Below are 20,015 nucleotides of genomic sequence, written 5' to 3'. Positions count from 1 at the left end.
CGGATGGTCTTCACCGACATCGCCTTGCGCACCTATAATCACAGCTGGCGGCTCGACCCGATCGTTCGCAGCCTGCTCGACACCGACTTCTACAAGCTGTTGATGCTCCAGCTCATCTGGCGGCTGCATCGCGATACGCACGCGACCTTCGCGCTCATCAACCGCACCAGGTCGGTGCGGCTGGCCGATGTGATCGACGAGGGCGAGCTTCGCGCGCAGCTCGACCATGCGCGGACGCTCCGCTTCGGCAAGAAGGAGCTGATCTGGCTGGCGGGCAACAGCTTCTATGGCACCGCGCGGATGTTCGAGCCCGAGTTCCTCGCCTGGCTGCGCGACTTCCAGCTGCCCGACTACGAGCTGAGGACGGTGGACGGCCAGTTCGAACTGCGCTTCGCTGGCCCGTGGACGCACACGACGATGTGGGAGATCCCTGCCCTCTCGATCGTCAACGAGCTGCGCGCCCGCGCGGCGATGCGCGGCAAGGACCGGTTCGCGCTTGACATCCTCTATGCGCGGGCCAAGGCGCGGATGTGGGCCAAGGTGGAGCGGCTGCGCACGCTTCCCGACCTCGTCCTCTCCGACTTCGGCACGCGGCGGCGCCACGGCTTCCTCTGGCAGCGCTGGTGCGTCGAGGCGGTGAAGGAGGGGCTGGGCGACCGCTTCATCGGCACGTCCAACGTGCTGCTGGCGATGGACACCGACTTGGAGGCGATCGGCACCAACGCGCACGAGCTGCCGATGGTCACCGCCGCGCTTGCCGAGGATGACGCCACGCTCGCTGAGGCGCCGTACCGCGTGCTCGACGAGTGGCGCCGCATCTATGGCGGCAACCTGCTGATCGCGCTGCCGGACGCGTTCGGGACGACGGCCTTCCTGCGCGATGCGCCCGCCTGGGTCGCCGACTGGACGGGCTTTCGGCCCGACAGCGCGCCGCCGATCGCCGGGGGCGAGCAGATCATCGACTGGTGGCAGGCGAAGGGCCGCGATCCGCGCGGCAAGCTCCTGATCTTTTCCGACGGCATGGACGTCGATACGATTGAGCAGACCTATCGCCATTTCGACGGGCGCGTGCGGACGAGCTTCGGCTGGGGCACCAATCTCACCAACGACTTTCGCGGCTGCGACCCGGACGGCGACGATGCGCTCGCGCCGATCTCGCTCGTCTGCAAGGTGGTGAGCGCCCACGGCCGCCCCGCGGTCAAGCTGTCGGACAATCCCGAGAAGGCCACCGGCGATGCGGCGGAGATCGCCCGCTACCTGCGCGTCTTCGGCGATGCCGGCCGCGGCGTGCAGCCCGTGAGCGTGTAACCGCCCCCTCGATTTCGCTGCTGCGCCGCGGCATGATGCGCGGCGGAGGACCGGCATGAGCGAGCTCGAACAGAGGCGGCATCAACTCTATCCGGTGCTGAGCGCCGCGCAGGTCGCGACCGCGCGCCGCTTCGCGAGCGGACCGGCGCAGCAATTCGAGCCCGGCGCGACGATCTTCTCGATCGGCGAGCCCGGCACGCCCGCGTGGCTGGTGCTGGACGGCGCGATCGACATCGTCCGCCGCCGCGGCATCGGCGGGGAAGCGGTGACGCACCGCTACGAACCCGGCCAGTTCAGCGGCGAGGTCAATCAGCTCGCCGGCCGTCCCGCGCTCGCCGGCGGACGCGCGGGTCCGGCGGGGTGCACCGCCCTCCCCTTCGATGCCGCGCATCTTCGCGCGCTGATGATCGGGTCGGCCGAACTCGGCGAGATCGTGATGCGCGCGCTGATCCTGCGCCGGGTCGACCTGATCGACGATGCCGAGGCGGGGACGATCATCATCGGCAATCCGGACTCGAGCGCCGTGCTCGACCTTCAGGGCTTTCTCGTCCGCGGTGGCTATCCCAATCGCGTCCTCGACGCCTCGACCGATGCCGAGGGCCATGCGCTGGTCGAACGGCTGGGCGTGCTGCCCGAGGAACTGCCGCTGGTCGTCTGTCCCGACGGCTCGCTCCTCCGCCGTCCGACCGAGCTCGAGATCGCGACGTGCCTGGGCATCGTGCCGGAGATCCAGGATGGCGCCACCTATGACGTGGCGGTCGTCGGCGGCGGCCCTGCCGGGCTGGCGGCGGCGGTCTATGCCGCGTCGGAGGGGCTGTCGGTGGTCGTCCTCGACGAGCGCAATGTCGGCGGCCAGGCGGGCGCGTCGTCGCGGATCGAGAATTACCTGGGCTTCCCGACCGGCATCTCCGGCCGCGCGCTTACCGGCCGCGCGTTCAACCAGGCGCTGAAGTTCGGCGCCGAGATCGCCGTGCCGATCGGCGTCGAGCGGCTGGACTGCACCGACGCGCCGCCGGCGGTGCGATTGCGCAGCGGCTGTCGCATCAACGCCGGCGCGGTCGTCATCGCCTCGGGCGCGCGCTATCGCCGGCCGGACATCCCCAACCTCGCGATGTTCGAGGGGCATGGCGTCTCTTATTGGGCAAGCCCGATCGAGGCGCGGCTGTGCGCCGGCGAAGAGGTGGCGCTGGTCGGCGGCGGCAATTCGGCGGGTCAGGCGATCGTCTTCCTTGCGCCGCAGGTGAAGCGGCTCCACCTTCATGTCCGCCGTCCGTTGGCGGCCACCATGTCGCGCTATCTGATCGACCGGATCGAGGCGCTGCCCAACGTCACCTGCCATGTCGGGACCGAGATCGTCGGGCTGGAGGGCGATGCCGAGGCGGGGCTGCGCGGCATGACCGTCCGGCGACTGAACGACGGATCGCGAAGCGAGGTACCGATCCGCCACCTGTTCCTGTTCATCGGCGCCGATCCCAACACCGACTGGCTGCGCGGCTGCGTCGACATCGACGGCAAGGGCTTCGTCACGACCGGCGCCGGGGGCTTCCCGTTGGAGACGAGCCATCCCGGCGTCTTCGCGATCGGCGACGTTCGCGCCGGATCGACCAAGCGCGTCGCCGCCGCGGTCGGCGAGGGCGCCGCGGTTGTCGCACAGATCCACGCGATGCTGGCGGCACGGCCCGCATAACGGCACGAAAAACCCCGACCGGCCGGGGCCGATCGGGGTTCTCGCCTTGCCGATCCACTGTCCAGGGGGACCGACGGGGCCGGCGCCATCCGCCCTCGTCGAAGGGGGGAGGCGGCGGCGCCGGGTACGCTGTACTGGAACCGTCCGCTTAGCGGAGCAGCGAGAGCACGCCCTGCTGCGACTGATTGGCCTGCGCCAGCATCGCGGTCGACGCCTGGCTCAGGATCTGCTGCTTGGCGAGCATCGTCGTCTCGGCCGAGAAGTCGGCGTCCTCGATGCGGCTGCGCGCGTCGGTCAGGTTGGTCATGTTCGTCGTCAGGTTGTTGACCACCGACTGGAGACGGTTCTGGCCTGCACCGATGGAGGCGCGAGTTGTGTTTACGTCCTTTAGCGCCTGCTTCAGATCTACGAGCGCCTGCGTTGCTCCCGCCGCATCCGAAATGTTGACGCCACCTACAACCCCGCGATCGGCAGCAGGCTGGTACATGGTCATATCTGCTCGCAGCGTAACATCGGTCCCGATCATCGCAGAGGTCGCTGCGGTCGGGGTACCACTCGCACCACCAAGCAGAGCACCGTAGGCCACGTCCTCGGCAGTCACCGTGTACGTTTTGCCGATCTTGGGATCGCCAGCCTGAAGAGCCGAAGTCAGACCCGGCGAGGCTTGGGCACCAAGTGCACCACTGACGGCCGACATATCGAGGCTGCCGATGTTCAGGGTAATCTGGTCGGTATCGCTCGCCCCAACCTGGATCACGACGGGCCTGCCACCAGCGGCTGCACTGAAGAGGTCTTCGCCGTTGAACTGCGTATCAGCGATGACGAGCATCTGCTTTTTCAGTTCCGTGACTTCCGCTTGCAGATTTTCACGATCGTCGTTGCTATAGGTACCCGACGCCGACTGGGTCGCCAGCTCGCTCATCCGCTGAAGGATGTTAGACATCTCGTTGAGCGCGCCGTCAGCGGTCTGCGCCAGCGAGATGCCATCATTAGCGTTGCGAATGCCCTGCGCCATGCCGCGAATCTGCGAGGTCATGCTCGACGCGATGGCGAGGCCCGCGGCGTCGTCCTTGGCCGAGTTGATGCGCTTGCCGGTCGACAGACGCTCCATCGACGACTTGAGGGCTTCGCCCGCCGAGGTGGCGGCATTGGCGGCCCGCAGCGAGCCGATGTTCGTTCCGATAACGGTCATTGTCCGATCTCCATCATTCCCGGACCGCCCCATCGCCCCCCCGAGTGATCGGGGCCGAGCAGTCATGCCGGGGAACGACCGCCACGCGCCGGGCTTAAGCAAAAAAAATCGATCGCCCCTCGCGCTTGCGGGCGGAGTCGAAACCCGCATGTGCACGCGGAATACAGGAGCGGAAAATTCTTGCCGGGAGCGGCAGATTTTACCGGCCGTTAACTATCCAAAGTGCATTGGAGCCTTGTCACAGGGGGCTTTTCAATGTCGTCGATCATCCCGTCGCGCGCTGTCCAGCGCGACCATTACCTGCTGCTGTCGATGCTCCGCTCGGCCGGGCTCGACATCGCCGAACCCGAGTCGCAGGCGCGGCCTGGCGATCGGTTCCTGGTTGCCGGGGGTGAGATGGCGGCGGTGCCGGCGCGCACGATGGTCGTCGCCAGCGGTCGCCAGATCGCCCGGCCGTTCGGCGACGGCGCGCCTGCGATGATCGGCTTCGATCCCGCCGATGCCGCGACCGGCGGCGGCTATGCCGCGGCGATGCTGCGCGGCCCGGATGCGGCGGTCGCCGCCGATCCCGAAAGCCTGGCGCTCCTCGCACTGGCCGAGCGGGTTGGCCGCTCCGACATCACCGTCCTGATCGGCGGCCCGACTGGCACCGGCAAGGAAGTGCTCGCCCGCGCGATCCACCGCGCCTCCGACCGGCGCGACGGGCCGTTCGTCGCGATCAACTGCGCCGCGCTCCCTGAGACGATGCTCGAGGCGATGCTGTTCGGCCATACCAAGGGTTCGTTCACCGGCGCCTCCTCGGGCGGCCAGGGCTTCTTCCGCGCGGCGAACGGCGGCACGCTCCTCCTCGACGAGATCGCGGAGATGCCGCTGCCGCTCCAGGCCAAGCTGCTCCGCGCACTTCAGGAGCGCGAAGTCGTGCCGATCGGTGCCACCGAGCCCGAGAAGATCGACGTCCGCGTCATCGCCTGCGCCAACCGCGACCTTCAGGCCGAAGTCGCCGCCGGCCGCTTCCGCGCCGATCTCTACTATCGCCTCTCGGTCTTCCCGCTGACGACGCGTGCGCTGGCCGACCGGCCCGCCGACGTCGCCGCGCTCGCGACCGCGATGATCGTCCGCCATGCCGGCGACCGTGCCCAGCTTCCCTGGCTCTCGCCCGAGGCGCTGGCGAAGCTCGAGAACCATGACTGGCCGGGCAACGTCCGCGAGCTGGAGAACGTGATCCAGCGCGCGCTGCTGCTCTCGGCCGGCGACCGGATCGAGCCCGCCGACGTCATCTTCGACCGTCCCGCCGCGCCGCGCGCCGTCGCCAACGACGAAAGCGCGAGCGGGGGCACCGGTCGCCTCTCGAACATCGTTCAGATGCACGAGTTCCAGGCCATCCGCGACACGCTGGCCGCGTGCGGCGGCAGCCGCGTCGAGACCGCGCGCCGCCTGGGCATCTCGGAACGGACGCTTCGCTATCGCCTGGCGCGGCTTCGCGAACAGGGCGAGCCGGCCTTTGATCGGCGGGCCACGGCATGAGCGTCGGCGGCATCGGCGGCGGCGCCATGGGCGTCGACCGGATCATGGCCATGCGCCAGCAGATCCTTGAGAAGAACCAGGCGCTGTCGCGCGCCAATCAGGAAGTGGCGGTCCCCACCACCGCACCCGCGCGCACCACGCCGGCCGCGACCGACTTCGCCTCGACGCTCGAAAGCGCGCTGGGCAAGGTCAACGCCCAGCAGCATCAGGCAAGCGAGCTCTCGTCAGCCTATGAACGCGGCGAGACCATCGACATCGCCAAGGTGATGCTAGCCCGCCAGCAGGCCTCGGTCGGGTTCGAGGCCACGCTGCAAGTCCGCAACAAGCTGTTGTCCGCCTACAAGGACATCATGAGCATGCCGGTGTAACGCGCCATGTCGAACGCTCTTGCCACGCTCCCCCCCGCCATCGCGCAGCCGCTGCGCCAGGCGCAGGGCCTCTTCCAGCAGCCCGCGGTCAAGCGCGCGCTGCCAATGGTGTTCGTCGTCGGTCTGATCGCCGCGGCGGCGCTCGCCTGGATGATGATCGCGCAGCCGCCGCAGCGCGTGCTGTTTCCGAGCCTCGGCGACGCCGACAAGGCCGCAGTCAGCGAAGCGCTGTCGGCGGCCAATATCGCGTCGGACATCGACCAGTCAGGCGCGCTCACCGTCGCCGAGGACGATTTCCACCGCGCGCGGATGCTGCTCGCCAGCCAGGATCTGCCCAAGGCGGCGCCCGGCGGCTATGCCATTCTCGACCAGCTGCCGATGGGTGTCAGCCGCGCGGTCGAGGGCGAACGCCTTCGTCAGGCGCGCGAGACCGAGCTTGCTCGCTCGATCGCCGAGATCGACGCCGTCATCGACGCACGTGTTCACCTGGCGACGCCCGAGGCCTCCGTGTTCGTGCGCGACAATGCGCGCCCTTCGGCATCGGTCATCGTTCGCCTGGAGCCCGGACGCACGCTGTCGGACAGCCAGGTACGCTCGATCGTCAACCTCGTCGCGGGCTCGGTCCCCGGCATGAAGGCCGACGACGTCACCATCGTCGACCAGATGGGGGCGCTGCTCTCCTCCAAGGATTCGCAGGCCGGCACCGGCGCGGGCGACGCACGCATCGACTATCAGCGGCGCGTCGAGGACAAGTTCCGGCTCCAGCTCTCCAAGCTGCTGACGCCGCTGGTCGGCGCCGGCAACTTCTCGGCCGAGGTGCAGGCGGACGTCGATCTCGACGAAAACCAGGCGACCCGCGAAAGCTATGACAAGCAGGGCGTGATCCGCGCCGAGCAGGGCCAGTGGCAGTCGCCGCAGGCGACCGGCCAGCAGCCCGGCGGCATCCCCGGCGCGCTGTCGAACACGCCCCCTGCCCCCGCCAGCCTGACCAACCCCAACGACCCGAACACCCAGCCGGGTGCCGGCAACAGCCAGGGCGGCGGCAAGGCGAGCGAGGAATATGCCCGCAGCTATGACCTCGGCAAGGAAGTGTCGGTCAGCCGCGCGGCGCCCGGTGCGATCAAGCGCCTGTCGGTCGCGGTGCTGCTGCGCGAATCCGCCGGTGCCAAGCCGCGTACTCCCGCCGAGATTCGGCAGATCAACGACCTCGTCCGCGCCGCGGTCGGCTATTCGCAGGCTCGCCAGGACCAGGTGACGGTCATCAGCCGCCCCTTCTCGTCCGAAGTGACCGAGGCCGAGAAGCAGGCATGGTACGATGCCGCCTGGGTGCCGATGGCCGCGCGCAACGCCACCGCGCTCGTCATCGCGCTGCTGGTCCTGTTCGTCGGCGTCCGCCCGATCGTCCGCTCGCTGTCGAAGAAGAAGGGCGAGGACAAGCCGGAGGCCGCGCTGCCGCTGCCGAACGCCGCGGGCACCCGCGCCGCCGCGACTGTCGCGGACGACGGCCAGCCCGGCCAGCCCGCCGCCCCCGGTGCACCGCCACCCGTCCCGGTCAGCATCGAGATGCTGCAATCCGCGCGCAGCTATGACGAGCGCGTCGGCCTGGTCCGCGGCTTCACCCGCGACAATCCGACCCGCGCCGCGCTGGCGGTCCGCGACATGATCAAGGACGGCGTTCAGTGATCGAGCCCCCGCGCCAGTTCTCCGGCGTGGAGCGCGCCGCGGTGCTGATGATGCTCGTCGGCGAGGAGGAGGCCGCGGCCATCCTCCAGAAGCTCGAACCCGAAGAGGTCCGTCAGCTCGGCAAGGCGATGTTCGCCGTCGCCGATGTGAGCGAGGAGGAGGTCGAGCACGTCCTCGACGACTTCACCGCCCATGCCCGCGAACGGACAGCGATCGGTTTCGACCCCCGGCCCAAGATCGAGGGGATGATGAACAAGGCGCTCGGCCCAGAAAAGGCCGACAGCGTGCTTGCCCGCATCACGCCCGCAGAGGCCGCGTGCGCGATCGACCTGCTCGACTGGCTCGACGCGGGCGAGATCGCTTCGCTGATCGAGACCGAGCATCCTCAGATCGCCGCGGTCCTCATCGCCAATCTCGATCCCACCGTCGCGGCGCAGGTGCTGGAGATCCTGCCCGAAGCGCTCCAGCCGCAGATCCTCCACCGTGTCGCGCGCCTGGGCCCGATCACGCCGGAGGCGATCGAGACGCTGAAGGCCGCGCTGTCCAGCCGGATCGGCCATTCGCAGTCCGGCGCCGGGCTCCAGCTCGGCGGGACCAAGGACGCCGCCAAGATCCTGTCGAGCGCGCGCAAGGCGACCGAAGCGCGCGTCATGCCGAAGCTCGCCAAGATCGACCGCGACGTCGCCAAGGCGATCGAGGAGGCGATGTTCGTCTTCGAGAACCTGCTCGACATGGACGACAAGAATCTGGGCGTCCTGATCCGCAGCGTCGAGACCGACCAGCTCGTCCGCGCATTGAAGGGCATCGACGAGGCAGGGCGCAACCGCTTCCTCGGCTGCATGTCCGCACGCGCCGCCGACGGCATCCGCGACGAGATGGAAGCGCGTGGGCCGATGCGCCTCACCGAAGTATTGGAAGCGCAGAAGGCGATCATCGCCGTCGCGCGTCAGCTCGCCAAGGACGGCACGATCATGATGGGCGGCGGCGAGGACGATTATGTCTGAGGCCTTTGCCGGCACTGGCCGCTTCACCGCCGGCGCGCTGCCCTTTGCCGCGGGCTTTGCCGGGCGCCACGCTGATATCGGCGATGCGCTTCGCCGCGCCTTCGCGCCGCCGCCCGGGTTCGCGCCGACGCCGCCCGGCCGCCCCGCGCCCGAGCCGGTGGTGGTGCATGACGGCCCGCGCCATTTCCGCCCCGCCGACCGCGACGCCAACCCGACCGAGGGCTGGGACCCGTTCGACGCCCCCGCCACGCCCGTCGCCGACCCCGTGGCCGCCGCGCGCGCGGAGGGCTATGCCGAAGGGCTTCGCGCCGCACTGGACGAGGCTGCCGCCGAACGCGCGCGCGACATGGCGCTGATGGATCAGCTCGCCCGCGCCGTCGCCGGCGCCGCCTGGCTCGACCGCGACAATTTCGCCCAGCGGCTGCGCCAGACGGTGCTGGCACTGGTCGGCAACCTGGTCGCGGAAAGCGGCATCGACGGCGAGCGGCTTGCCGCGCGCGTCACCGCCGCTACCGATCTGCTCGCCGACAATGCGGAGGCCGCGATCCTTCGCCTCAATCCCGCCGACGTGACGCTGGTCGAGGGCCGCCTGCCCAAGACCGTGTTCGCCATCGCCGACGCCGCCATCGCGCGCGGCGCCTTCAGCCTGGAGGCCGCCTCGACCATCGTGGAAGACGGGCCGGCGCGCTGGCTGGAACAGCTGGCCCAGGCCATCGATCAGGTGCCGCTCCCCAAATGCTGACCCGCTTCGCCGACGATTATCTGGGCGCGATCGGCGCCTCCGCCTTCGTGCCGCAGCCGCGCGTGTCGGGTCGCCTCGCCTCCTATGACGGGCTGCTGATGGAGGCCGTCGGGTTGTCGCTGCCGGTCGGCACCGTGTGCGAGATCGGCGAAGGGGCGAGCCGGATCGAGGCCGAGGTGATCGGCTTTCGCGGTCCCCGAACGCTGCTCATGAACCTGGGCGGTCCCGCCGCCCTCCTGCCCCAGGCGCCCGTGCGCCCGATCGGCCCGCCGGGTGAGGCGGATGTCGGCGCCGCGCTGCTCGGCCGCGTGGTCGACGGCGCTGGCAAGCCGATCGACGGGCTCGGCCCGATCCGCGGCGCGGGCCGCTGGCCGCTCGCCGGCAAGCTCCAGAGCCCGCTCGACCGCGGGCGGGTACTCGAACCGATGGACGTCGGCGTCCGCGCGATCAACGGCCTGCTCACCATCGGTCAGGGCCAGCGCGTCGGCATCATGGCGGGCTCGGGCGTCGGCAAGTCGGTGCTGCTGGGCATGATGGTGCGCGCGGCCAAGGCCGACGTCATCGTCATCGGCCTGATCGGCGAGCGCAGCCGCGAAGTCGCCGACTTCCTCGAGACCAAGGTTGCGGGCGAGGCGCGGGCACGCAGCGTCGTCGTTGCCGTTCCCGCCAACCACTCGCCGGTCCTGCGCATCCGCGGCGCGCTGCGTGCTACCGCCATCGCCGAGGCGTTTCGCGCGGAGGGCAAGAAGGTCCTCCTCATCATGGATTCGCTGACCCGCGTCGCGCATGCCGGGCGCGAGATCGGCCTGGCGCTCGGCGAGCCCGCGTCCGCGCGCGGCTACCCGCCCAGCGCCATCGCGATGCTGCCCAGCCTGATCGAGCGCGCGGGCACCTGCGTGTCGTCGGGCGGGTCGATCACCGCCATCTATACGGTGCTGGCCGATGGCGACGACGGCAACGACCCCGTGGTCGATTCGGCGCGCTCGATCCTCGACGGGCACATCGTCCTGGGCCGTGCCCTCGCCGAACGCGGTGTCTATCCGGCGATCGACGTCGGGCCCTCGGTCAGCCGTGTAATGACCGACATCGTTCCGCGCGAGCATGTCCTCGCCGCGCGGACGCTGCGCCGCCATCTCGCCACCTATGAGGAAAACCGCGACCTCGTACTTATGGGCGCGTATCGCGCGGGCGCCGATCCGGCGATCGACGCGGCGATCGCCGCGCATGGCGCGGTCCTCGAATATATCCGCCAGGACGCGCACGACATCGTCAGCCTGCCCGATGCCGTGACCGAGCTTGTCGGCGTGTTCAGCGATGCCGGCTGACGCGAAGAAGCTGGCGCGCATCCTGCGCGTCCGCACGCTCCAGCTCGGCCTGACCCAGGCCGACGAAGCGCGCGCCGCCGATCGCGTGGCAAGCGAGCTGGCGCTGCGCGACCGCATCGCCCGCTTGGCGGACGAGGTCGCGCCCACCCCCTCGTCGCTCCCGGCAGACTCGCTGAGCTTCGCCGCCGCCGCGCATTATCGCGAGCGGCTGCACCAATCGGCGCACGCCGCACAGGCGCGCGTCGCCGCGGCGCATGACGGCCTGGCCGTTGCCCAAGGCGCGACCCGCGACGCGCGGCGCGACCAGAGCGCGGTCGAGAAGCTGATCGCCCGCGCCGATCACGCCGCCGCACTGAAGGCGATCCGCGCGCTCGAAGCGCTTCCGCCGGGCCGTCCGGCAAAACGGCACGATCCTTGCTGATTGCTCGGGCGAACCATGCCCGAAGCGATCCTATCCATGTCTCTCACCGCCGCGCCATTGCCGCCGACCGTTGCCGCGTCTCCGCCCGCGGCCGGACGCGCGAGCGCGAGCGACGGTTTCGCCGCCCTGCTCGCAGGCGCGAAGCCGGCGCCGAGCGGCGTCGAAGGCGACCCGGCCTCTGACGCCAAGGCCGGACCCAAGCCACCGACCGCCCTGCTCGCGACGACGCTCGATGCGCTGACGCCGGAGGAGGCACCGCCCGCCGATCCGCCGCCACCGCCGCCGCCACTCGCGCCGGCAGGCCATACCGGACGGCCGGAACGTGCCGCCCCCGGCAAGACCTTGCCGCTCCACCGCACGCCTATGGACGAGCCGGCCTTGCCCGATCCGCGCCAGCCGAGCGCCGACGAGCCGACGCGCGATCCCGTCGCGGTCACACTCGACCTGCCGGTCGTCACGCCGCCGGCTCCGACGACGGCGCCGTTTCAGCCTCAGTCGGATGCACTCCCCGCGGGTGCGCCAACCGCTGCGATCGAGCCTGACACCCAGCAGACCGTCTCGCCGGGCGCGGCCACGACCGGAACCGTTGCTGCCACTCCGACGTCGACTGGCCTCGTCCTCCCGTCAACGGAAGGGACGAGCACACCACAAGCGATCGAGGCGGTCCGGATTTCGCAAGCCCCGGCTGCGCTGGCCACCCCGCCGGTAGAGGCCGCCACCCCGATCCCGGCGCGCGATCCCGCGCCTCGCATGGGCGCTCGTCAGCCACACGCCCAGCGGCCCGGCCCGGTCACGCCGCACCAGGACGTTCCGGTCGCGGCGGCCCCCGAGGCCACCGACCGCCTCCTGCGCGCGCGCCCGAACACCGCCTTCACCGCGGAGCCCGCCCCGACGCCGCTCGCGATCGAGCCCGCCGCAGCACCCGCCCGCACCGAGGCGACCACGCCCACGCCGCTCGACACGCAGCACCGCGATTGGCGCGCGCAGATGATCGACCGGATCGAGACCTTTGCCACCGCCGACGCCGCGCCCAGCCGCGAGACGCGCATCACCCTCTCGCCCGACGCGCTGGGCGAGGTTGCGGTGCGGCTGGTCGAAACCGATCGCGGGATCGAGGTCGCGCTGGACGCCGCCACGCCGGAGGCACGCGCACTGCTCGCCGAGGCCGCGCCGCGGCTGGCCGACATGGCAGAGGCGCGCGGGCTGCGCCTCTCGCTCCAGACCGGCAGCGGCGATGGCGGCGCGGGCGATCACCGCCCGGCCCCGCCGCGGCCTCAGCCCGACACACCCATGCCGAACCGGCGCCCGGCCAGCACCGCCGACGCCGCAACCGACGACCGCATTGCCTGAACACGGGGGAACTGACCGATGAGCGACGCCAAGGAAGAAAAGGAAGCGCCCAAGAAGAAGGGCGGCAAGATGAAGTGGATCGTGATCGGCCTTGGCGGGCTGATCCTGGCCGGCGGCGGCGTCGGCGGCGGCCTCTATGCCACCGGTATGCTCGGCGGCGGCGAGCATGGCGAGAAGAAGGCCGACGGCCCGCGCCTCGTTCCCCGCAGCGAGCAGAAGCACGCCGGCGAGGGTGGTGAAGGCGGCGAAGGCGGCGGCGAGTCCAAGGGCGAGGGTGAAGGCGGCGAGGACTATGCCTCCAACTACTACACGCTCGAAAAGGACTTCACGTCCAACCTGATGGACAGCGTCCACTTCATCCAGGTCGGCCTCGCCGTGTCGACCCCCTATGATGACAAGGTCATCACCAACCTCAAGACGCACGAGATCGCCGTCCGGTCGGCCGTCCTGATGGCGTTGTCCGAAACTGACGAGGAGCAGGTGTTCACCCCCGCCGGCAAGAAGCAGCTCCAGAAGCGGCTGGTGAAGGCGATCAACGACACGTTGAAGGAAAAGGAAGGCTTTGGCGGCGTCGGTAACGTCTACTTTACCAATTTCGTTGTTCAGTGAACGTCGATGGTTAACGACGCTTCAGGAAACGCCGCCAGCGAGCGGCGCCAGCGGCCCCGGCAGGACGCGACCCATGCGGCCGCGCTGGGGATCGCGAACCTGAATCCGTTCGGCGACCTCCATACGCTTCAGCATCTGTCCGCCCGCTTCGCCCGCGGGCTTCGCGCCGTGTTCGAGCCGGTGCTGCGCCGCGCGGTGCGCAGCTGGGCCGAGCCGCTGACCGTGATGCGCTTCGCCGACTATGTCGCGGAGCGGCCCAAGGGCCTGACCGCTTTCCTGCCGATGGCGATGCGTCCGCCCGCGGGCACCCTGTCGGGCCAGGCGCTGCTGGTGCTCGACGGGCGCTTCACGCTGGAGATGCTCGACCTCTATTTCGGCGGCCTGGGCGAAGCGCCCGCACAGCTTCCCGGTGAATTCTCGCCCGCGGCAGAGGCACTGGTCGAGCGGCTGGGCCGCACCGTCGCAGAGCCGCTTGCCGCTGCGTGGGAGCCCGTCTCGCGCCTCGACTTCGCCCCCGGCCGGGTCGAGACCAACGCGGCGATGCTGTCCGACTTCGACGGCGAGGATGCGGTGATCGTCACCCGTTTCGGCGTGGCGGCGGCCAGCGAGAAGCCGGTGTTCGTCGACCTCGTCTATCCGGTCGCGGCGCTCAAGCCGATCGGCCCCTCGCTCAACGCGCGCGTCCACGGCCGCACCGCCGATCCCGAACCCAAGTGGCGCAACGGCCTCACCCGCGCAGCGATGGGCGTCCGTTTCCCCGTTCGCTCCGTCCTGGCCGAACCCACCATGTCGCTCGGCGCGCTGATGGAGCTCAAGGAAGGCGACGTCATTCCGGTCAGCTTCGGCCAGTTCGTGCCGATCATGGTCGGCCGCCACCGGCTCGGCACCGGCGTGGTCGGCACCCAGAACGGCCGCGCCGCCATCTGCATCCACAGCCTCGAACAGCTCGACGAAGAGGAATTCCACCCATGAACGACATGACCGGCGGCTTTGCCCAGGATGCGCCGATCAGCCCCGGCGTCGCCGCCAATTTCCGGCTGCTCCAGGACGTCGACGTCAAGCTGACGGTCGAGATCGGATCGACCAGCCTGACGCTGCGAGAGCTGCTCGCGCTCGGCGAATCGAGCGTGATCGAGCTGGATCGCCAGGCCAACGAGCTGCTCGACGTGTTCGTCAACGGCACGCTGATCGGCCGCGGCGAGGTGGTGACCGTCGGCGACCGCTTCGGCGTGCGCATGACCGAACTCGTCAGCCCCGAGCGCCGGGTCCGCTGAACCGCCATGATGTGGTCCTACATCCTCAAGCTGGTCGTGCTGCTGCCGCTCGTCTGCGGCCTCCTGATCGGCTGCCTCTATCTCTGGCGCCGGCTCGAGGCGCGGATGCCCGGCAACCAGGGTGAACGCATGCTCAAGGTGCGCGAGACCATGATGGTCTCGACCGGCACCAAGCTCGCCGTGCTCGAGTTCGAGGGACGTCGCCTGCTCGTCTCGGTCAGCCGCGCGGGCGTCACGCTGATCGACAAGGCCGAGTGATGCACGCGCTTTCGACCCGGCAGGGGTGGATCAAGGTCGCCGCCTTCGTCCTCGCCGCCTTCCTGCTCGCACTCGTGATAGTCCAGCCTGCCTTCGCGCAGACTGCCCCCACTCCGGCCGCGCCTGCGGCGCCCGGCGTGTCGGATGCGCTCGACCGCGCGCTCGGGCAGCTTGGCGGCGGCAACGACGCGCCGCTCGCGCTGTCGCTCCAGGTCCTCATCATCATGGGCCTGCTCAGCGTGCTGCCGGGCATCGTTCTGATGATGACCAGCTTCACGCGAATCATCATCGTGCTGGCGATCCTGCGCCAGGCACTTGGCCTGCAACAGACCCCGCCCAACCAGGTGCTGATCGGCCTGTCGCTCTTCCTGTCGCTGTTCGTGATGGCGCCGACGATCACCCGCGTGAACGACACCGCGATCAAGCCCTATGCCGCCGGCCAGATCGGCGCCGAGCAGATGATCGAGGTGGGCGGCGCCTCGATGCATGCCTTCATGCTCAAGCAGACGCGGGTGAAGGACATCACCATGTTCTCCGGCATCGCCAAGACCGGGCCGTATGCGAACCCCCAGGACGTGCCCTTCTCCGTCCTCCTCCCCGCCTTTGTCACGTCGGAGCTCAAGACCGCGTTCCAGATCGGCTTCCTCGTCTTCCTGCCCTTCATCGTCATCGACCTCGTCGTCGCGACGGTGCTGATGAGCCTTGGCATGATGATGATGTCGCCGACGATCATCTCGCTCCCGTTCAAGCTCCTTCTTTTCGTCCTCGTCGACGGCTGGGCGCTGACGATGGGCAGCCTTGCCAACTCCTTCGTGAGTTAGAGGCGATGGACGCAGAATATTTCCTCTCCGTCGCGCGTCAGGCGATGTGGATCCTCGCGCTCGTCGCGGCGCCGGTGCTGCTGCCGGCGCTGATCTCCGGCCTGATCCTCGGCATGATCCAGGCGGCGACGTCGATCCAGGAGCAGACGCTTTCCTTTGTCCCCAAGCTGATGGTGGTAGGCGTCAGCCTGGTCATCTTCGGGGGCATGATGATGGGGCTGCTCAGCGACTTCACCGTCAGCATCTTCGAACGCATTCCGGAACTGGTTCGGTGAGCCCAAACCCTCGTCATTGCGAGCGTAGCGAAGCAATCCAGGCCGCGGGCGGGACACTGGATTGCTTCGCTGCGCTCGCGATGACGGCGAAGGCAGCCTGACATGCTCGGCTTCGGGCTCGCGGTCGAGCCACAGCTCTGGACGCTGATCTTCGTCATGGTTCGCGTCGGTGCGGCGTTCGTTGCGGCGCCCGTCTTCGGTGCGGTCAACGTGCCGGTGATGGTGCGCGTGACGCTGTCGGCCGCGGTCGGCGTGCTGGTGATGGGTTCGATGCCGATCGCCGCGCCGACGCAAGTGTTCGCGTTCGCCACCTTCCTCGCCATCGCGGCAGAGGCGCTGGTCGGCCTTGCGCTCGGCTTCGTGCTCCAGATCGCGTTTGCCGCGCCGCTGATCGCCAGCGAAGTCATCGGCGGGTCGATGGGCCTGGGCTTCGCGACGATGGTCGATCCGCAACGCGGCGCCTCGACCCCCGCACTCGGCAATTTCCTGTCGATCCTGCTGACGCTCTTGTTCCTGTCGGTCGACGGGCATTTGATCCTCGTCGACCTCGTCGCCCGCTCGTATTCGCTATTGCCGCCGGGCGCCGCCTGGCTGGGCGAGAACGCGCTCAGGAACATCGCGCTGTTCGGCGGCTATGCGTTTCTTGCCGGCTTCCTGCTCGCGCTCCCGGTCGGCTTCCTGCTCCTCTGCCTCAACCTCGTCGTCGCGATGCTGTCGCGCTCGGCGCCCGCGCTCAACCTGTTCGCGGTTGGGTTGCCCGCCAGCCTGTTCGTGGGCGTGATCGCGATGTTCGTCGCGATGCCCGCGATGGGCGACTACATGCTCGTCATCGTGCGTGAGGCGCTCGACGCCGCGCAGAACCTGGTGCTTGGCTGATGGCCGAAAGCGCCGGTGAAAAGACCGAAGCCCCAACCCCGCGGCGCAAACAAAAAGCCGCGGAAGAAGGCAATGTCCTCAAGTCCAAGGAACTGGGCACCGCCCTCGTCGTGCTGCTCGGCTGCGGCTGGCTGATCGCGTTCGGGCCGATGCTGCTCGGCGCGATCCGCGAGGTGGTCGTCGCCAGCCTCACCTTCGGCCGCGCCGATGTCGAGCATTTCGAACCCGCCCGACCGCTGATCGAGGCCGGGTGGAAGCTCGCCCCCGCGCTCGGCGGCCTGCTCCTCATCACCGTGATCGGCGCGATCGCCGCGCAGGGCGCACTCGGCGGCCTGAGCTTCAACGGCAAGCTGATCGCGCCCAAGGGATCGCGCATCAACCCCGGTGCCGGCCTCGCCCGCATCTTCGGCCCCAATGGCTGGATGGAACTCGGCAAGTCGCTGCTCAAGGTCGTTCTGCTCGGCTCGATCGGCTGGTGGCTCTTGTCGGCGACCGCGCGTCAGGGCCTCGGCGTCGTCTCGACCGACCTCAGCCACGCGCTCGGCGGCCTGGGCGCACAGCTGACCACGCTCCTCCTCACCATGGCGGGCGGGCTCGTCCTGATCGCCGGCATCGACGTGCCGCTCCAGATCGTCCAGCGCCTCAAGAAGCTGCGCATGTCCAAGCAGGAAGTGAAGGACGAGCACAAGGAAACCGAAGGCTCGCCAGAGGCAAAGGCCGCGCAGCATCGCCGCCGGCACGAGATGACCAAGCGCAGCTTCCGCAAGGCGGTGGGCGAAGCGCATGTCGTGCTCACCAATCCGACCCATTTCGCCGTCGCGCTCCGCTATGAACGTGGCCGCGACAACGTGCCCGTCGTGGTGGCGAAGGGCCGCGGCGCCACCGCGCTCGCGATCCGCGAACTGGCGGGCGAAATGGCGGTGCCCGTACTCGAATATCCGACGCTCGCCCGCGCGGTCTATTACACCAGCCGCGAGGGGCAGGAGGTGCGCGACGACCTCTATCTCTCGATCGCGACGGTCCTCGCCTTCGTGTTCGGCGTCAACGTGGCGGCGGGCGGCACGCCGCCGCCGGTCACCGTGCCCGCCGGCGCTCGCTTCGACGAAAACGGCAATCTCGCGGCTTAAGCGCACGCGCGCACGGTCGTTTCTGAAAGGGAAAGGGAGCGCTTCGCGATGGTCGATTCGATTACCACGGCGCTGGGCGTCGGCTCGGGCATCGATATCAAGGCGCTGGTCACCAGCCTGGTCGACGCGCAGTTTTCGACCAAGACCGCGATGCTCGACACGCGCGAGCAGACGGTCAAGGCGCAGATTTCCGCCGCTGCCGAGCTCAAGAGCGCGATGAGCGGCTTTTCCAACGCGCTGTCGACGCTGGCGCGCGGCGGCTCGCTGTCGACTCAGCCGACCAGCGGCGACACCAGCATCGTCAAGGCCAGCCTGCTGACCGGCGCGAGCGTCACCGGCCTGTCCGCCAGCGTCGAGGTCAAGCGGATCGCCGCGGTGCAGGCGACCAACTCCGGCCTCGTCACCAAGCCCGCCGATCCGGTCGGCACGGGCAAGCTCACGCTCACCTTCGGCACCGCGACGGTCGCTGGCGGCGCGATGACGGGCTTCACCGCGGGTGCGGGCACCCCGGTCGAGATCACGATCGAGCCCGGCAAGGGCACGCTCGCCGACATCGCCGCCGCTATCAACGCCGAGAAGGCAGGCGTCACCGCCAGCGTCATCGGCGACGTCAACGGCTCGCGCCTCGTGCTCAAGGGGCAGACGGGCGACAGCCAGGCGTTCACGCTGACCGCGACCGAGGATGCCGACGCGCCGGGCCTCGCCTCGCTCGAAATCGGCGTCGGCAAGCCGGCCACGATCGGCACCGCCGCGCAGGACGCGATCGTTGCCGTCGACGGCGTCGAGGTCCGCCGCGCCTCGAACAGCATCAGCAACCTGCTGCCGAGCGTCCGGCTCGACCTCGTCTCGGCCAAGCCGGGTACGACGGTACAGCTCGGCTCGACCCCGCCGACAGAGGCGCTGAGCCAGGCGGTGCAGGACTTCGTCGCGACCTACAACGAACTCAAGTCGATGCTGAAGACCGCGACCGATCCCAAGGGCGGTGCGCTGCGGTCCGACTTCGCCGCGCGGACGCTGTCGGACGACCTCTCGCGCCTCGTCGGCACGGTACTGACCGGCGATGCCAGTGGCCCGCGCACGCTCGCCGAGATCGGCGTGGCGACGCTCCGCGACGGGTCGCTGACCGTCAACACCGGCCAGCTCGCCACCGCCCTGTCGCGCAATCCCCAGGCGGTCGAGGCGATGTTCGCCTCGGGCGCTGGGCTGCCCGCCGCGATGCAGAAGATCTCGCTCGCCGCCGGTAACGTGAAGACGGGCCTGGGCGCCAGCGAGGTCAACTACAACAAGCAGGTCGACGACATCGCCGAGGCGCGCGAAAAGGCGCTTGAGGCGGCCGAGACGATGCGCACCCGCATGACCCAGCAATTCGCGAGCATGGATGCTAAGGTCGCGGCGTATAAATCGACGCAGACCTTCCTCACGCAACAGGTCGACGCCTGGAACAACTCGAACCGCTGACGATGGCCCGCTACGCAACCGCCCTCGCCGGTGATCCGGCCGCCACCTATCGCCAGATCGACCTGGCGAGCCGCACGGGCGGCGCGGACGCGCACGCGCTCGTGGACCTCCTCTATGTCGAGGCGATCCGCGCGCTCACTGGGGCCGCGTTCGCGACCGAGAAGAGCGACTATCGCATGAAGAGCGAGCGCGTGACGCGCGCGACCGCGATCCTGTTCGCGCTCGAAAACGGCCTGGATTACGAACGCGGCGGCGACGTGTCGCGCACGCTGGCGACGCTATACCGCGGCCTGCGCGCCCAGGTGGTGGACGCCAGCATCGGCAGCGACCCCGCACCGTTCCGCGCGGTGGCGCAGGACCTCAAAGAGATCGCCGACGCCTGGCGCGCGGTGCGGCACTAACCCCTCCTCTCCCTTGAGGGGAGAGGATACGAAGACTTGGCGGCTTGCCGCCTAGTCGGAGTTGGAGAGGGTGAGCGACCGCAAGGCGGTCGCGCCTCTCTATCGCGCCGCTCACCCTCTCCAAGCTGCGCTAGCCGCTGAAGCGGCAAGCTCCGCTATCCTCTCCCCTCAAGGGAGAGGATAATCCGCGCCGCGCTAACCGTTCGTACCGAGTAACTGCGCCAGCACCGTATTGAGGGCTCGCATCGAGGTACCGCCCCCGCCCACACCATCCTTCGATACGCCGTCCCGATACGCGGCTTCGCCGCTACT

Annotated in this window: 21 protein-coding genes; 20 read left to right on the top strand and 1 reads right to left on the bottom strand. The window is 69.4% G+C overall.

What is annotated here, in order from left to right:
- The first annotated feature begins 3 nt into the window (after window positions 1–3).
- Together pncB and RS883_RS04575 are read left to right on the top strand one after the other, a co-directional pair.
- Window positions 4–1,308: a nicotinate phosphoribosyltransferase gene (gene pncB, locus RS883_RS04580; protein WP_315763128.1), complete on the top strand. Its 1,305-nt coding sequence runs from the start codon at window positions 4–6 to the stop codon at window positions 1,306–1,308.
- A 55-nt stretch (window positions 1,309–1,363) separates the two neighbouring features.
- A complete protein-coding gene (locus RS883_RS04575) occupies window positions 1,364–2,995 on the top strand; it encodes an FAD-dependent oxidoreductase (RefSeq protein ID WP_315763126.1) in 1,632 nt (543 codons plus the stop codon).
- 148 nt (window positions 2,996–3,143) lie between these two features.
- Here the strand turns inward: RS883_RS04575 and RS883_RS04570 are convergent, their stop codons facing one another.
- Window positions 3,144–4,187 carry a flagellin gene (locus RS883_RS04570; RefSeq protein ID WP_315763124.1) on the bottom strand — a complete coding sequence of 348 codons (1,044 nt, stop codon included), beginning with the start codon at window positions 4,185–4,187 and terminating at the stop codon, window positions 3,144–3,146.
- Window positions 4,188–4,442: 255 nt separating this feature from the next.
- On the opposite strand from RS883_RS04570, the gene RS883_RS04565 reads away from it, so the two are divergent.
- The 18 genes from RS883_RS04565 (at window position 4,443) to RS883_RS04480 (ending at window position 19,703) form a co-directional block, all read left to right on the top strand.
- On the top strand, window positions 4,443–5,711 hold the full coding sequence (locus tag RS883_RS04565) for a sigma-54 interaction domain-containing protein (RefSeq protein ID WP_315763122.1): 1,269 nt from the start codon (window positions 4,443–4,445) through the stop codon (window positions 5,709–5,711).
- Window positions 5,708–6,079, top strand: a complete 372-nt coding sequence (gene fliE / locus RS883_RS04560) for a flagellar hook-basal body complex protein FliE (RefSeq protein ID WP_315763120.1) — start codon at window positions 5,708–5,710, stop codon at window positions 6,077–6,079. The genes RS883_RS04565 and fliE overlap by 4 nt, the downstream gene beginning before the upstream one ends.
- A gap of 6 nt (window positions 6,080–6,085) precedes the next feature.
- The gene (gene fliF / locus RS883_RS04555; protein WP_315763118.1) at window positions 6,086–7,762 is read left to right on the top strand and encodes a flagellar basal-body MS-ring/collar protein FliF; all 1,677 of its coding nucleotides are present in this window, start codon (window positions 6,086–6,088) and stop codon (window positions 7,760–7,762) included.
- A gap of 47 nt (window positions 7,763–7,809) precedes the next feature.
- Window positions 7,810–8,766, top strand: coding sequence for a flagellar motor switch protein FliG (gene fliG / locus RS883_RS04550; protein WP_315764975.1), 957 nt, complete (start codon window positions 7,810–7,812; stop codon window positions 8,764–8,766).
- Window positions 8,759–9,508, top strand: a complete 750-nt coding sequence (locus tag RS883_RS04545; RefSeq protein ID WP_315763114.1) for a FliH/SctL family protein — start codon at window positions 8,759–8,761, stop codon at window positions 9,506–9,508. Before fliG ends, RS883_RS04545 begins: the two co-directional genes overlap by 8 nt.
- Window positions 9,502–10,833, top strand: a complete 1,332-nt coding sequence (locus RS883_RS04540) for a FliI/YscN family ATPase (protein WP_315763112.1) — start codon at window positions 9,502–9,504, stop codon at window positions 10,831–10,833. Before RS883_RS04545 ends, RS883_RS04540 begins: the two co-directional genes overlap by 7 nt.
- Window positions 10,823–11,254 (top strand): hypothetical protein, encoded by a 432-nt coding sequence (locus tag RS883_RS04535; protein ID WP_315763110.1) that lies wholly within the window; start codon window positions 10,823–10,825, stop codon window positions 11,252–11,254. Before RS883_RS04540 ends, RS883_RS04535 begins: the two co-directional genes overlap by 11 nt.
- Before the next feature lie 36 nt (window positions 11,255–11,290).
- The gene (locus RS883_RS04530) at window positions 11,291–12,604 is read left to right on the top strand and encodes a flagellar hook-length control protein FliK (RefSeq protein ID WP_315763108.1); all 1,314 of its coding nucleotides are present in this window, start codon (window positions 11,291–11,293) and stop codon (window positions 12,602–12,604) included.
- A gap of 18 nt (window positions 12,605–12,622) precedes the next feature.
- Window positions 12,623–13,213: a flagellar basal body-associated FliL family protein gene (locus RS883_RS04525; protein WP_315763106.1), complete on the top strand. Its 591-nt coding sequence runs from the start codon at window positions 12,623–12,625 to the stop codon at window positions 13,211–13,213.
- Between the two features lie 6 nt (window positions 13,214–13,219).
- Window positions 13,220–14,185, top strand: coding sequence for a flagellar motor switch protein FliM (locus RS883_RS04520; RefSeq protein ID WP_315763104.1), 966 nt, complete (start codon window positions 13,220–13,222; stop codon window positions 14,183–14,185).
- Window positions 14,182–14,487: a flagellar motor switch protein FliN gene (gene fliN / locus RS883_RS04515; protein WP_315763102.1), complete on the top strand. Its 306-nt coding sequence runs from the start codon at window positions 14,182–14,184 to the stop codon at window positions 14,485–14,487. The genes RS883_RS04520 and fliN overlap by 4 nt, the downstream gene beginning before the upstream one ends.
- Window positions 14,488–14,493: 6 nt before the next feature.
- Entirely contained in the window at window positions 14,494–14,745 is a 252-nt protein-coding gene (locus tag RS883_RS04510) for a flagellar biosynthetic protein FliO (protein WP_184024382.1), read from the top strand.
- Window positions 14,745–15,566 carry a flagellar type III secretion system pore protein FliP gene (gene fliP, locus RS883_RS04505; protein WP_315763097.1) on the top strand — a complete coding sequence of 274 codons (822 nt, stop codon included), beginning with the start codon at window positions 14,745–14,747 and terminating at the stop codon, window positions 15,564–15,566. Before RS883_RS04510 ends, fliP begins: the two co-directional genes overlap by 1 nt.
- Window positions 15,567–15,571: 5 nt before the next feature.
- A complete protein-coding gene (gene fliQ, locus RS883_RS04500; RefSeq protein ID WP_315763095.1) occupies window positions 15,572–15,841 on the top strand; it encodes a flagellar biosynthesis protein FliQ in 270 nt (89 codons plus the stop codon).
- A 102-nt stretch (window positions 15,842–15,943) separates the two neighbouring features.
- A complete protein-coding gene (gene fliR / locus RS883_RS04495; protein ID WP_315763093.1) occupies window positions 15,944–16,717 on the top strand; it encodes a flagellar biosynthetic protein FliR in 774 nt (257 codons plus the stop codon).
- The gene (locus tag RS883_RS04490) at window positions 16,717–17,844 is read left to right on the top strand and encodes a flagellar type III secretion system protein FlhB (RefSeq protein WP_315763091.1); all 1,128 of its coding nucleotides are present in this window, start codon (window positions 16,717–16,719) and stop codon (window positions 17,842–17,844) included. Before fliR ends, RS883_RS04490 begins: the two co-directional genes overlap by 1 nt.
- Before the next feature lie 48 nt (window positions 17,845–17,892).
- A complete protein-coding gene (gene fliD, locus RS883_RS04485; RefSeq protein WP_315763090.1) occupies window positions 17,893–19,302 on the top strand; it encodes a flagellar filament capping protein FliD in 1,410 nt (469 codons plus the stop codon).
- Between the two features lie 2 nt (window positions 19,303–19,304).
- A complete protein-coding gene (locus RS883_RS04480) occupies window positions 19,305–19,703 on the top strand; it encodes a flagellar protein FliS (RefSeq protein ID WP_315763089.1) in 399 nt (132 codons plus the stop codon).
- The last annotated feature ends 312 nt before the right edge of the window (window positions 19,704–20,015 follow it).

It is taken from the genome of Sphingomonas sp. Y38-1Y, from assembly GCF_032391395.1.
In the GTDB taxonomy this organism is placed as follows: domain Bacteria; phylum Pseudomonadota; class Alphaproteobacteria; order Sphingomonadales; family Sphingomonadaceae; genus Sphingomonas.
This window is presented reverse-complemented; position numbering and strand designations above follow the sequence as displayed.